Annotated in this window: 9 protein-coding genes; 8 read left to right on the forward strand and 1 reads right to left on the reverse strand. The window is 77.0% G+C overall.

Going from position 1 to position 13,294, the window contains the following annotated elements:
- Positions 1-278: 278 nt before the first annotated feature.
- The 8 genes from GQS52_RS24365 (at position 279) to GQS52_RS24400 (ending at position 10,052) form a co-directional block, all read left to right on the forward strand.
- Positions 279-692: a hypothetical protein gene (locus GQS52_RS24365; RefSeq protein ID WP_182315564.1), complete on the forward strand. Its 414-nt coding sequence runs from the start codon at positions 279-281 to the stop codon at positions 690-692.
- 113 nt (positions 693-805) lie between these two features.
- Positions 806-1,432, forward strand: a complete 627-nt coding sequence (locus tag GQS52_RS24370) for an RNA polymerase sigma factor (RefSeq protein WP_259370950.1) — start codon at positions 806-808, stop codon at positions 1,430-1,432.
- A complete protein-coding gene (locus tag GQS52_RS24375; RefSeq protein ID WP_182315568.1) occupies positions 1,429-2,550 on the forward strand; it encodes a hypothetical protein in 1,122 nt (373 codons plus the stop codon). Before GQS52_RS24370 ends, GQS52_RS24375 begins: the two co-directional genes overlap by 4 nt.
- A 317-nt stretch (positions 2,551-2,867) precedes the next feature.
- Complete coding sequence (locus GQS52_RS24380; RefSeq protein ID WP_182315570.1) at positions 2,868-4,307, forward strand: diaminobutyrate--2-oxoglutarate transaminase family protein; 1,440 nt, start codon at positions 2,868-2,870, stop codon at positions 4,305-4,307.
- Complete coding sequence (locus tag GQS52_RS24385; protein ID WP_182315571.1) at positions 4,304-6,010, forward strand: pyridoxal-dependent decarboxylase; 1,707 nt, start codon at positions 4,304-4,306, stop codon at positions 6,008-6,010. Before GQS52_RS24380 ends, GQS52_RS24385 begins: the two co-directional genes overlap by 4 nt.
- A complete protein-coding gene (locus GQS52_RS24390) occupies positions 6,007-7,509 on the forward strand; it encodes a SidA/IucD/PvdA family monooxygenase (RefSeq protein WP_182315573.1) in 1,503 nt (500 codons plus the stop codon). Before GQS52_RS24385 ends, GQS52_RS24390 begins: the two co-directional genes overlap by 4 nt.
- Before the next feature lie 30 nt (positions 7,510-7,539).
- Positions 7,540-9,432 (forward strand): IucA/IucC family protein, encoded by a 1,893-nt coding sequence (locus tag GQS52_RS24395; RefSeq protein WP_182315575.1) that lies wholly within the window; start codon positions 7,540-7,542, stop codon positions 9,430-9,432.
- Positions 9,429-10,052, forward strand: a complete 624-nt coding sequence (locus GQS52_RS24400) for a GNAT family N-acetyltransferase (RefSeq protein ID WP_182315576.1) — start codon at positions 9,429-9,431, stop codon at positions 10,050-10,052. The genes GQS52_RS24395 and GQS52_RS24400 overlap by 4 nt, the downstream gene beginning before the upstream one ends.
- Before the next feature lie 144 nt (positions 10,053-10,196).
- Here the strand turns inward: GQS52_RS24400 and GQS52_RS24405 are convergent, their stop codons facing one another.
- Positions 10,197-13,262 carry a tetratricopeptide repeat protein gene (locus tag GQS52_RS24405; RefSeq protein WP_182315577.1) on the reverse strand — a complete coding sequence of 1,022 codons (3,066 nt, stop codon included), beginning with the start codon at positions 13,260-13,262 and terminating at the stop codon, positions 10,197-10,199.
- Positions 13,263-13,294: the final 32 nt, after the last annotated feature.

The raw sequence follows: 13,294 nt of genomic DNA on the forward strand, positions 1-13,294 counted from the left end.
CGCCCGCCCGCCCGTCCGCGGGCGGGCGGTCCCCGTTCCGGGCATCGCCCGCCCCGCCCGCCCCGCCCGCGTCCGTCCACCCTCCGGACCCCGGATGTCGGCCCGCTCTCCACCTGCGCCACCCCTGCCGTTTCCCGCGCGGGTGACGGAACGCGGGAGCGTGGCGCTGTAGAGAACGGGCGGGCAGGCCCCCGCCCCGGGACCCACGCCCGGGACCCCGCCGCGCGGCGCCCGGGCCGGCGTGCCCGGCGGACCGTGCGACGGTTTGGAGGAAGGCCATGCACTTAGGGAGCACGCCCACCGCGAGCACCGCGCCCCGTTGGGCCGAGGACATCGTGGACGTGGCGCGCGAGGGGGCGCGGTCGGAACTGGACTACTCGGTGGCGAGCCTGCGGTACGTGGACCGCGTCCTGGGCGAGATCCGCGACCAGAACCCGCCCGAGGGCCTGATGGACTCGATGCTGGTCGAGTTCGGCTGCTACCTGGGGGAGGTGCTCGTCCGGTGCGCGGGCGCGACCTGGGTCGACCTGGACGAGGGGCAGCGGGCCGGATTCGGCCGGGGGCTGGGGCTGCGCACCCCGGACGGGCGGCTGTGGGACCCGATCGGCGCGGTCGTCTCGTGGTTCGCCCGCAGGTCGGGGCAGTCGGCCCAGGCGTTCGTCCGTACGGCCTCGGTGGTCGCGCACCGCTGAACCGGCCGGGCGGGGAGCAGGGCCCCCTCGCGCCTCCTCCGCCGTGGCCGCGGAATGATCGTCGGCTCGGCGGAACGCCTGATGCACGCTCCGTGATGGTGCAGTATGTGGGCGTGCATGGGGCAAACAGACACTCGGGCGCACAACTACCACCGGAAGAGGAGGGACTGGCCGCAGCGGTGGAGGAGGCGCGGGCAGGGGACGAACTCGCCTTCCGCAGGGTCTACCGGATCGTCCACCCCCGGCTGCTCGCCTACGTGAGAACGCTGGTGGGCGGGCCGGACGCGGAGGACGTCACCTCCGAGGCGTGGCTGCAGATCGCCCGGGACCTGCACCGGTTCCGCGGGGACGCCGACGGGTTCCGCGGCTGGACCGCGCGCATAGCCCGCAACCGGGCCCTGGACCACCTCAGGCAGGTGGGCCGCTCGCCGCTGCCGGGCGGCGACGAGTCCGACCTGCTGGAGATGGCCGACGGCACGGACACCGCGGACGAGGCACTGGACGCCCTGGCGACCACCGACGTGGTGGCACTGATCGCCGAACTCCCCCGGGACCAGGCCGAGGCCGTGCTGCTGCGGGTGGTGGTCGGCCTGGACGCCACCAGCACGGCCCGGGTGCTCGGCAAGAGGTCGGGGGCGGTGCGGATGGCCGCGCACCGGGGCCTGAAACGGCTCGCCGGGCGGTTGGAGGCGCGGTGGCCGCGGACCGCGGGGACACGAACCGTGAAGGACGACTCATGAACGGTGTGCACGGAGCGGGCCCGGACGCCGGGCAGGAACCCTCCCGGGAGGGCCGGCTGAGCGAGGAGACCGCCGAGCGGCTCCTGCGCGGCGACCCGGTGGACACCTCCGATCCGGTGGTGCGGGAACTGGCCGCCCTGCTGGGAGCGGCCCGGCAGGCCGCGTCCGGACCGGACCGGGCGCCGGGCTGCGGGGAGCCGCTGCCGGGCGAGGAGGCCGCCGTCGCCGCCTTCCGCGCGGCACGCACCGGCGCGGACGGCGCAGGCGCCCTGCGGGGGCTCCGCACGGTCCGGGGAGCCGTCGTCGCCGCCGTCGCGGCCCTGGCCTTCGGCGGAGTGGCGATCGCGGCGGGCACCGGACTCATCCCCACGCCCTTCGGCGACGGCGGGCCCGACCGGCCCGCCTCCACCCCCACCGCGAGCGCCGGCCCCACCGGCGGGCCGGCCTCCTCCACGCCCGACGGCGCCCACTCCACCGAGGTCACGGGAGGGGGAGAGGACGGCGGCAGCGGGAAGGGAGCGGAGCCGGACGACGGGACGGACGACGGGGCGGACGACGGGAAGGACGGGGCGCCGGGGGCCGGTGAGGACGGCACCGACGCCGAAACCGCCGTCCTCGTCGGCATGTGCCGCGCGCTGGAGGCTTCCGCCGGCGGCTCCGGCGAGGGGGCGCCCTCCGGGGAGAAGGCCGAGAGGGCGCTGACCGAGGCCGCCGGAGGAAAGGACGTCGCGTCGTTCTGCGACGGCCTGCTGGAGGCGGAGGAGCGCGGCGGACCCGGCGCCCCGGCGGGCAACGGCGGAGCCGCGGCCGGAGCATCCGGCGGGCGGGGCTCCGCCGGGCAGGGCCCCGGCGGGGCTTCGGAGGGCTCGGGCGCGGCCGGCGCCGCCGCCGGTTCGGGGTCCTCCGGGACGTCCGGGGCTTCGGGCGCCGCGGGGTCCTCGGGAACCTCCGGTGCTTCGGGCTCCTCGGGCAACAGCAGCGGCGGGAGCGGCAGCAGCGGGAGCGGCGGGGCGGAGCGGGGCGGCGGCAGTGGCGCCGGAGGCAGGGACGGCGGGAGTGCCGCCGGAGCCTCCGGCGGCGGAAGTGCCGCGGGCGGCCCCGGAGCTTCCGCGGGTTGACGGGGACGCGGCCCGCGATGCGCGGCGCGGGGCGGGGCCGGGGTGCGCGGGGCGGGGCCGGGGTGCGGGACTGCGGTTCGGGGGCCGCAGGCCGCGCTGCCCGGTGCGCGTCAATGTGAGTACGGCCGATTCACCCTCTCCTGGAGCGAGTTGATTCGTTGTCAGGAACTGCGGGGGAGTTGAGGGCGCAGGCTTCGATTGATCATTAGGTTAGGCTACCCTTACCAACTGCGTTCTCCGTTCGTGACGCTGCGCATCCGTGTCCGTACGTAACGTTCCGTGCGCGAACCCTCCGTATCACTACCGAAGGGCCTGCCATGCCGACGCCGCCCGCCGAACTCCGCGAGACCGGCGCCCCCGCACCCGTACCGGGCGAACCCGTACCGGGCGAACCAGCGCCCCGCGGCGAGGCACTGCGCGACCGCCTCCTGGCGCGCCAGGCGCGGCGCGAGTCCTCCGCCCGCACCTACGCCCGCACCCTCCCCGTCGTCCCCGTGCGGGCCGAGGGGGCCGTGGTCACCGGGGCCGACGGGCGCAGCTACCTCGACTGCCTCTCCGGCGCGGGCACCCTCGCGCTGGGGCACAACCACCCGCGGGTCGTCGCCGCGCTCCGCGAGGTCATCGACTCCGGAGCCCCCCTCCACACCCTCGACATGATCACCCCGGAGAAGGACGCCTTCACCGGGGAACTGCTGGGCCGCCTTCCCGGGACCCTGCGCGACGACGCCCGGCTGCACTTCTGCGGACCCGCCGGCACGGACGCCGTCGAGGCCGCCCTCAAACTCGCCCAGGACGCCACCGGGCGGCGCGGGGTCGTCGCCTTCACCGGCGCCTACCACGGCATGACGCTGGGAGCCTCCGCGGTCTCCGGCCCGCGCAGGATGCGCGACACGCCCGGAGCGGACGCGGTACCGGTCACCCGGCTGCCCTACCCCTACGACTACCGCTGCCCGTTCGGCGTCGGCTCCCGGCAGTCCGCCCGGCTGTCGGCCGCACTGCTGGAGAGCCTGATCACCGACCCCGGCAGCGGCGTCGCCCCGCCGGCCGCGGTGATCCTGGAGGTAGTCCAGGGCGAGGGCGGAGTGGTCGAGGGCCCCGACGCCTGGCTGCGCGAGGTCCGCAGGATCACCGCCGAGCACGGCATTGTGCTGATCGTCGACGAGGTGCAGACGGGCGTCGGCCGCACCGGCCGCTTCTGGGCGTGCGAGCGGGCCGGTGTCACCCCCGACGTCCTCGTCGCCTCCAAGGCCGTCGGCGGCGGACTTCCGCTCGCCCTGATCGCCTACCGGCCCGCGCTCGACACCTGGCGGCCGGGCCGGCACACCGGGACCTTCCGCGGCAACACCCTCGCCATGGCGGCCGGCCGGGTCACCCTGCGCACGGTCGCCGAGGAACAGCTCGCCCTGCGGGCCGAGGCACTGGGGGAACGCATCCGCGCCGGCCTGCGTCGGATCGGGGCCGGGCGGCCGTCGTTCGGCGACGTCCGCGGCAGGGGGCTGATGATCGGCGTCGAACTGGTCGACCCGGACGGCCCTCCCGACCGCCTCGGCACCCCGCCCGGCGACCCCGCCCTGGCGGCCGCGCTGCGCGCCGCCTGCCTGGAGGAGGGACTCATGCTCGAACTGGGCGGCCGGGACGACACCGTGCTGCGCCTGCTGCCTCCCCTGGTGCTCACCGACGACCAGGCGGACTCGGTCCTGGAACGGATCGAGGCCGCACTGCGCCGCACCGACACCGCCGGAGGGACCACCGCATGACCGCCGACCCGGGCAGCACCGCGCCCGCCGCCGGCATCGGTACCGGCACCGATGCCGCCCCCGCCGCTACCGGCACCGCCCCCACCGCGACCGCCGCCGCCACCGCCCTAGCCGGGGGCGTGCGGGGCCCCGAGGCGCTGCGGCCCCTGACCGGCACCGTGCTCGACGCGCTGGCCCGGGGCGCGGCGGACCGGGAGGGGCCGCTGCCCGCGGGCGGGCCCGCCGCGGTGACGGAACGCGTCCGGGCGGCGTGCGCCCCGTTCCTCCCCGAGCACGGCACCGGGGCCGACGAGGCTCTGCGCACCCTGGTGCACACCGTCGCCGAGGGCGCCGCGGACCCGGCCGACCCCGCCTGCGTCGCCCACCTGCACTGCCCGCCGCTGGCCGTGGCCGCCGCGGCCGACCTGGCGGCCTCCGCGCTCAACCCCTCGATGGACTCGTGGGACCAGGCGCCGGCCGCGGCGGTGGTGGAGGAGGAGACCGCCGCCGCCCTGGCCGCCCTGGTCCACCCCGGCCGCCCCGACCCCGACGCGCTGATCACCAGCGGCGGGACCGAGTCCAACCTCGTCGCCCTGCTGCTCGCCAGGGAACGGGCCCGGGCGGCGGGCGCCCGCACCGTCCAGGTGCTGTGCGGGACCAACGCCCACCACAGTGTGCGCCGCGCCGCCTGGCTGCTGGGCCTGCCCGACCCGGTCACCGTCGGCTGCCGGTCCGGGCGGATGCTGCCCGACGCACTGGACCGGGCGCTGGCCGGGGTCCGCGGCCCCGCACTGGTGGTCGCCACCGCCGGCACCACCGACGAGGGCCTGATCGATCCCCTGCCCGAGATCGCGCGGACCGCCGCCGCCCGCGGCGCCGAACTGCACGTCGACGCCGCCTACGGGGGCCCGCTGCTGTTCAGCGACCGGCTCGCCCCGCTGCTCGACGGGCTGGGATCGGCGGTGTCGGTCACCTTCGACCTGCACAAGCTCGGCTGGCAGCCGGTCGCCGCCGGGGCCCTCGTGCTGGCCGACCGCCGGGCGGCCGCCCCACTGGGCTTCGAAGCCGCCTACCTCAACGCCGACGACGACACCGGGTCGGGCCTGCCGGACCTGCTCGGCCGTTCCGTTCGCACCTCGCGCCGCCCCGACGCGCTCAAGATCGCCGTCACCCTGAGAGCGCTGGGGCGCCGCGGGATCGGCGACCTCGTCGAGAGCTGCGTCGAGGCCGCCGGGACGTTCGCCCGCCTCGTCGACGACCACCCCGCCGTGCGGCGGCGGCCCGGCCCCGTCGGGATCAGCACCGTGCTGTTCCGGCCCACCGCCGCGGACGAACTGCCCGACGCCGAGGGGGACGAGACGGTCGCCGCGGTGCGCCGCCGCCTGCTCGCCGAGGGGCGGGCGGTCCTCGGACGCGCGGTGGCCGAGGACGCCGACGGGCGCCCCCGGCTGTGGCTCAAGGCCACCCTGCTGAACCCCCGCGCCCGGGAAGCCGACCTGGCGGGGCTGCTCGAACTCGTCGCCGGCAGCGTGCCCGCCGGCCGAGCGCCGTTCGGCAGTGCCCTCGCCGGCAGCGTGCCCGCCGGCAGTCTCCCCGCCAGCAGTGTCCCCGCGCCCGCCCCGGCCGACGGACGCGTCCCCGCCCCGGCCCCGGGCCCCCCACCCGCGACCGCACCCCCGGGAACCCCCGCGCACACCCGCCCCCACGACGGAGGAACGCGATGACCACAGGCACCGACGAAGAACCCCTCGACCTGCTCGGAGTGGGCACGGGGCCGTTCAACCTCTCCCTGGCCGCCCTCGCCGACGGCGTCCCCGGCCTGACCACCGCCTTCCTCGAACAGCGGCCCGCCTTCCACTGGCACCCCGGCCTGCTCATCGACGGGGCCACCCTCCAGGTCCCCTTCCTGGCCGACCTGGTCAGCCTGGTCGACCCCACCAGCCCCTGGTCCTTCCTCAACCACCTGAAGGCCCTGGGCAGGCTCTTCCCCTTCTACTTCGCCGAGCGCCTCCACATCCACCGCGCCGAGTACGACGCCTACTGCCGGCGGGTCAGCGAGCAACTGCCGTCGTGCCGCTTCGGCCACCGCGTGGACACCGTCGCCTGGGACGGGCAGCGGCAGGCGTTCACGGTGGACTTCACCCGGCTCGGCCCCGACGGGCACCCCGTGGACACCGGCCGCCTCCTCGCCCGCAACCTCGTCCTCGGCGTCGGCACCGCCCCGCACGTGCCCGAGCCCCTCCGCCCGCTCGTCGACGACCCCGCGGCCCCGGTCCTGCACTCGGCCGACTACCTCGAACACCGCGAGGAACTGCTGGCCGCCGGGCACGTCACGGTCGTCGGCTCGGGCCAGTCCGGCGCGGAGGTCTTCCTCGACCTGCTGCGCGCCCGGCCCGCCGGGGCGGAACGCCTGTCCTGGCTGGCCCGCACCCCCGCCTTCGCCCCCATGGAGTACAGCAAACTCGGCCTGGAGCAGTTCACCCCCGACTACACCCGGCACTTCCACGGACTGGACGAGACCGTCCGCGACCGCCTGCTGCCCGCCCAGTGGCAGCTCTACAAGGGCGTCAGCGCCGACACCCTCGGCGAGATCCACGACGAGCTCTACCGCCGCAGCCTCGACGGCGGCTGGCCCGACACCGTCCTGACCCCCGGCGTCACCGTCCTGACGGCCGAGCGGACCGGCGGCCGCGTCGAACTGCTCACCGAACACGCCGACCAGGGCACCCGGGCACGGCTCGCCACCGACGCGGTCGTCCTGGCCACCGGCTACGCGGAACGGCCCGTGGACCGCCTGATCGCACCCCTCCTGCCCCACCTGCTGCGCGACACGGCAGGCCGGCCGCTGGTCGACCGGGCCCACCGCCTCGTCCTCGACCCGGACGGCAAGGGGCCGGCCGCGGCGGAACCGGGCGCGGGAGCGGTCTTCGTGCAGAACGCCGAACGCCACACCCACGGCGTGGGCGCCCCCGACCTGGGCCTGGCGGCCTGGCGCTCCGCCGTGATCCTCAACGCGCTCACCGGCCGGGAGACGTACCCGCTGCCGGACCGCACCGCCTTCACCACCTTCGGCCTCGACGGAGCGGCCCGACGGTCCGGCACCCCCGCCGCCCCCGGGACCCCGGGAGTTCCCGGAACCCGGAAAGCGGCCGGTGTGCCCGACCCGCGGACCGCCCCCCGCACGCCGCCGACCGGGCCCGCCGTCCGGGCACGGCGCGCCTGAGACCCGGCTGCCGGACAGGAGAGAGAACCCATGAGCTCCCCCACAGAGCGGCGGCACGCGCACGAACCGCCGCACCCCCCGCACCCCGCCACCGCCCCGGGGCGCGCCGCCGCACCGGGGCCCGTGGACGCCGTGACGCGCCCGGACCCCACCGTCGTCGCGGATCCCGCCGTCGCCGCGGACGCCGCCGTCGTCGCGGACCCCACCGTCGTCGCGGACGCCGCGACCACGGAGAACCTGCTCAGGTGCTGGGTCCGTGAGACCGGGGTGCCCCGGCCGGCCGACGGCGTGCTGCGGCTCGACCTGCCCGCGGCGGGCACCGGGATCGAGGCGCCCGTGCACCACTGGTCCGCCACCGGCCTGCACCGTTTCGGCCCCGCCCGGCTGCGCACCGGCACCCCCGCCGCCGCCCCGCTGGTCGCGGCCCTGCTCGCCGTCCAGGCCTCGGCCGGCGACCACGACGCGGTGGCGGACCTGACCGGCCGCGTCACCGACTCCGCCCGCCGGACCGCCCGGTTCCTGCACGCCCGCACCCGTGCGCCCGAGGACCCCTCCGGCACCACCCCGTTCCTCGCCGCCGAACAGGCCCTCCTCCTCGGCCACCCCTTCCACCCCACCCCGAAGAGCCGCGAGGGGCTCACCGAGGCCGAGACCGGGCAGTACTCGCCGGAGACCCGCGGCTCCTTCCCCCTGCACTGGTTCGCCGCCGCCCCCTCGGTGGTGCGCGGCGACTCCGCCCTCGACCGCGGCCCCGGGGAACTGCTGGCCGGCCTCGCCGGGGAGAAGCTGCAGCCCCCGCCCGGCACGGTCCTGGTGCCGGCCCACCCGTGGCAGGCCCGCGACGTGACGGCCCGGCCCGCGGTGTGCGGCCTGCTGGACGCCGGACTGCTGCACGACCTCGGCCCGGCCGGACCCGACTGGTCCCCCACCTCCTCGGTGCGCACCCTCTACCGCGCCGACGCCCCCGTGATGCTCAAGTTCTCCCTGGGACTGCGCATCACCAACTCCCGCCGGGAGAACCTGCGGGTGGAGCTGCGCCGCGGCATCGAGGTGCACCGGCTCCTGGAGGCCGGACTGGGCCGGGCGCTGCACGCCGCCCACCCCGGCTTCTCGGTCGTCCGCGACCCCGCCTGGCTGGCAGTGGACGCCCCCGGGGACGCCGCCGGCGCCGGCGACGCCGCACCGGGCCCCACCGGGCTGGACGTGGTGGTGCGCGAGAACCCCTTCGGCGACGACCGGCGCGTGGCGTGCGTGGCCGGGCTCTGCTCGCCGAGGCCCGACCTCCCCGCCCGCGGCGGCCGGTCGCAGCTCGCCGTCCTCGTGCACGGCCTCGCGGCCCGCACCGGGCGGAGCGTCCCCGACGTCACCCGCGAGTGGTTCGCCCGCTACCTGCGGGCCGTGATCACCCCGGTGCTGTGGCTCCACGCCGTCTACGGCCTGGGCCTGGAGGCGCACCAGCAGAACACCCTGGTCGAACTCGACGCGGACGGCTGGCCGGCCGGCGGCCGCTACCGCGACAACCAGGGCTACTACTTCTCCCCGTCCCGCAGCACCGCGCTCCACACCTGGGTCCCCGGCGCGGGCCGGGACCTGGGCACCTACGTCGACGACGAGGTCGTCGACGAGCGCCTGGCCTACTACGTAGGGCTGAACAACATGCTCGGCGTCGTCGGCGCCTGCGGCTCCCAGGGACTGGCGGACGAGACGGACCTGCTGAGGCAGGCGGGCGACGTCCTGGCCGGGCTCGCCGCCGAGCACGGCGACCGGCTGCGCCTGGCCGCCCTGCTGCGCGAGGCGCCCGTACTGCGCTGCAAGGCCAACCTGCTCACCCGCGTCCACGGCATGGACGAACTGACCGGCCCCCTGGAGTCCCAGTCGGTGTACGTCGACATCGCCAACCCGATCGCGCAGGCCCTGCGGTGAGGGAGGACCGCGGCACGCCCCGGGCCCCCGGCACCCCGGACGCCCCGGAAGCTCCGGACGGTTCCGCCGCCCCCGCTGTCCCGGACGGTCCCGCGTCCCCTGCGTCCCTCGCGGGCGCGTTCACGCTGCGCCCGGTCGACCCCGCAGCCGACCTGGGGACGGTCCACGCCTGGATGAACGACCCGGAGGTCGCCCGCTTCTGGGAGATGGCGCACCCGCCCGACCGGATCGGCGACTACCTGCGCGAGCAGATCGCGAGCGCCCACTCCACGCCGTGGATCGGCTGCATCGACGGCGAGCCGATGAGCTACTGGGAGCTGTACCGGGCCGACCTGGACCCGCTCGCCCGTCACTACACCGCCCGTCCCCGGGATGCGGGGGTGCACCTGCTCCTCGGCCCCTCCCGCTTCCGCGGCCGGGGTCTGGGCGCCCGGCTGCTGCGGATCATCTCCGACCGGCAACTGGCCGCGGATCCGTACGCGCAGCGGGTGGTCGCCGAACCCGACGTGCGCAACGTCCGCTCCGTGCGCGCCTTCGAACGGGCCGGGTTCCGCATGGCCGGGCAGCTCGAACTCCCGGACAAGCGGGCCGCGTTCATGGTGCGGGAGCGCGCCGGGTGACGACACATCCGGCGGGCCGCGCCTGCCGGATGCCGTCACGGGCCGCGCCGGGGCGGCGGGTTCCGGAGTCGGACCGCCCCCGGCCCCCGGCTCCCGGCTCCCGGTGAGCGGTGAGCGGTGAGCGGCGAGGGGGCGGGGGCGCCGTCACGGGAGCGCTGCGAGCGCGTCCTCGAGCCGGTGGCGGAAAGGCCGCAGGTGCTCCGTCGCGGAAGCGATCGCCTGTGCCAGGGCGTCGAGGTCGGCGAGTACCTCTCCGACCTGTCCGCGGTGCGGGGCTGCGGCCAGGAAGCGCGTCAGGTGCCGGTCGGCCTCCTCCCACGACGACAGCGCGCAGTGGGCGACGAAGAGGCCACCCTCCCCGGTGGCCGCTTCCCCGGGAACTGCTTCCCCGGTGGCCGGTCCGGGGCCCGCACCGGCCGCGTCGCGGGCGAAGCGCTCGACGGCCCGGGCCAGGCACTGCTCCCAGCCGGGGCGCGCCATGGCGCGCAGCGTGAGCCCTTCCTCGTAGTGGGACCACCCGTCGTCGGGGTCGGCGGCGACGACACGGCGGGCGTCGGCCAGGGCGGCGTCGTACCGGCCCGTGGCGCGGTGGGTCCGGCCGCGGCCGGCCAGGGCCCAGGCGTCGTCGGGGTCGAGTTCGAGGGCGTTGTCGAAATCGGCCAGGGCGGCGTCGTAACGGCCCGCCAGCCGGTGGGTCTCGGCGCGTCCGGCGGCGGCCCAGGCGTCGTACGGGTCGGTTTCGACGGCCAGGTCGTAGTCGGCGAGGGCGGCGTCGTAACGGCCCGCAATCCGGTGGGTCTCGGCGCGGTTGACGAGGGCCCAGAGGTCGTACGGGTCGAGTTCGACGGCCAGGTCGAAGTCGGCGAGGGCGGCGTCGTAGCGGCCCATGGCCTGGTGGACCTGGCCGCGGTTGGCGAGGGCCCATGCGTCGTGGGGGTCGAGTTCGACGGCGCGGTCGAAATCGGCCAGGGCGGCGTCGTAACGACCCGCCAGCCGGTGGGTCTCACCGCGTCCGGCGGCGGCCCGGGCGTTGCGGGGGTCGAGTTCGACGGCGCGGTCGTAGTCGGCGAGGGCGTCGTCGTGGCGGCCGGCCAGCCGGTAGGTCTCGGCGCGGTCGGCCAGGGACCATAGGTCACCGGGGTCGAGTTCGAGGGCGCGGTCGAAGTCGGCCAGGGCGTCGTCGTGGCGGCCCGCGGCCTGGCGGGCCTGGCCGCGGCCGGCGAGGATCCAGGCGTCGTCGGGGGCGAGGTCGACGGCGCGGTCGTAGTCGGCCGACGCCTCGTCGTACCGGTGCGCCTGCCGGTGGATCTCGGCGCGGTCGGCGAGGGCCCGGGCGTCGTCGGGGGCGAGGTCGAGGACGCGCTCGAAGTCGGCGAGCGCGTCGTCGTACCGGCCCACGAGGACGTGTGCGACGCCACGGCCGTGGTGGGCGCGTCGCGCTTCCGGGGCCAGGGCGACGGCAGCCCGGTAGTCGGCCAGGGCCTGCTCGTAGTGGCCGGCGTTGCGGCGGTCCCGGGCCCGGAGGAGGTGGGCGAGGGCCCGGCCGGGGGTGTCGAGTGCGTCGCCGTCCAGGAGCAGGGTCAGGGCCGCGACGCCGGGGAGCGGGTCCTCCAGGGCGGCGAGGACCTGCCGTCCCCGGTCGCTCACGGCGGGGGCGTCGGCGTCCCGGCCGGCCTGGAGCAGCGCCTCGGCCCAGCGGCGCAGGGTGGGGGTGCCGTGGTCGTAGGCGTCGGGCAGTTCGCGCAGCGCACGGGGGAGCGCGGCGCGGGGGTCGGCGCACAGCCGGTGGTAGGTCTCCTCCAGTCGGTGGCCGAGCAGGCGCTCGTCCTGCCACCGGCCGCCGTCCGGGGCGGTGCTGTCCTCGAGCCGCTCCCGCCACTGCCGGAAGGCGTCGGCCAGGCGGGTGTGCTGCTCGCGCCAGAGGTCCGGGGACTGCTCGCGGTGCAGGCGCAGCACGGCGGTGCGCACCACCTCGTGGTAGCGGTGGCGGCCGGCGCGGCCGGTCACGAAAGGCAGCCGGCGCAGCCGGTCGAACAGCGGGGCGGCCTCCTCGGCCACCGCGGCGCGGTAGACGTCCTCGTCCCATTCCCGGGGGAGGGCGCAGGCCAGGACGGCGGCGTGGCGGACCGGGTCGGCCTCCCGCGCGAGGAACTGTTCGACGGTGGCGCGGCCGGGGTCCGCGACGCGCGCCGGACCGGAGGGGCGGCCGTCGGCGGCCGGGTCGGCGGGGCGGTCGGTGGTCGCCGGCGCGGCAGGGCAGCCGGCGACCAGGGTGGAGACCAGCACCGGCAGTCGTCCGGACAGTTCCAGGACCGCCTCCACGGCTCGCTCCCCGGTGATCCCCGCGGCGGCCGACAGTTCGCGGACCTCGGTCTCGGTGAGCACCTCCAGCGGCAGGTCGACGACGGGGCCGGTCCGGTCGTCCCGGCGTTGCGCGTCCGGCCGCGACCGTCCGGCCGTGACCGCCAGCACGTTCGCCGGGGGCCTCCCGTACCGGCCGGTGACCAGCACGTCGTGCAGCCAGGTGCCCGGCACCGGCCCGGCGTGCCGGTCGCCGGCGTCGAAGAACCACACGGTCCACGGCCGCCCCCGCACCGCCTCCGCCAGTTCATCCAGGAACACCGGGGTGAGGACCTGCAAGGGGGACAGCACCAGCCGGACGTCCTCGTAGCTGCGCAGCCGGGAACCGAACCGCGCCTTGACCCGGTCCACCCAGGCCACCACCTGCTCCGCGTCGGCCGCGCGGACGAACGCCCCGGTCCCGGGGGTCAGACGGGGGCCGGGAAGCCCCACCCCCGAAGCTCCCGGAACCGTCACGGCGGCCCGGTCCGCCCCGGTGCCGAAGACACCGGCCACGGGCTCCTGCCGCAACCGCCGGTAGACCGCCAGCCGCTCCTCGAACCCCTTCAACGGCAGCCCCTGCTGCGCCAATTGCGTGCCGACGGCCGCCATGGCCCCGACCGCGTCCGCCACCGGACCGTCCACGTACACGGTGGCCGCCCGCGCCTGCCGGGCGGCGCTCTCCATCCGCCGCAGCAAGGCGGTTTTGCCCGCCCCGGCCGGGCCGTGGACGCGGAACAGCACCGGCCCCGCCCCCTCCGGCGACCGCCTCAGCGCCTCCTCGAAGGCGGCGATCTCCTCCCGCCGCCCGACGAACCCGCCGCCACGCCACCGGAGCGGCTCCTGCCACGAAGGATCCCGACCCGTCACCTGCGACTCCCCCTGAACGAACACCCCGGCAC

Source organism: Streptomyces sp. SCUT-3, from assembly GCF_014083985.1.
Lineage (GTDB): Bacteria > Actinomycetota > Actinomycetes > Streptomycetales > Streptomycetaceae > Streptomyces_H > Streptomyces_H thermolineatus.

Bases quoted from the DNA above. Each gene is read 5' to 3' on its own strand.
- GQS52_RS24365 (WP_182315564.1), top strand. From the start codon at position 279: ATGCACTTAGGGAGCACGCCCACCGCGAGCACCGCGCCCCGTTGGGCC.
- GQS52_RS24375 (WP_182315568.1), top strand. From the start codon at position 1,429: ATGAACGGTGTGCACGGAGCGGGCCCGGACGCCGGGCAGGAACCCTCC.
- GQS52_RS24380 (WP_182315570.1), top strand. From the start codon at position 2,868: ATGCCGACGCCGCCCGCCGAACTCCGCGAGACCGGCGCCCCCGCACCC.
- GQS52_RS24385 (WP_182315571.1), top strand. From the start codon at position 4,304: ATGACCGCCGACCCGGGCAGCACCGCGCCCGCCGCCGGCATCGGTACC.
- GQS52_RS24390 (WP_182315573.1), top strand. From the start codon at position 6,007: ATGACCACAGGCACCGACGAAGAACCCCTCGACCTGCTCGGAGTGGGC.
- GQS52_RS24395 (WP_182315575.1), top strand. From the start codon at position 7,540: ATGAGCTCCCCCACAGAGCGGCGGCACGCGCACGAACCGCCGCACCCC.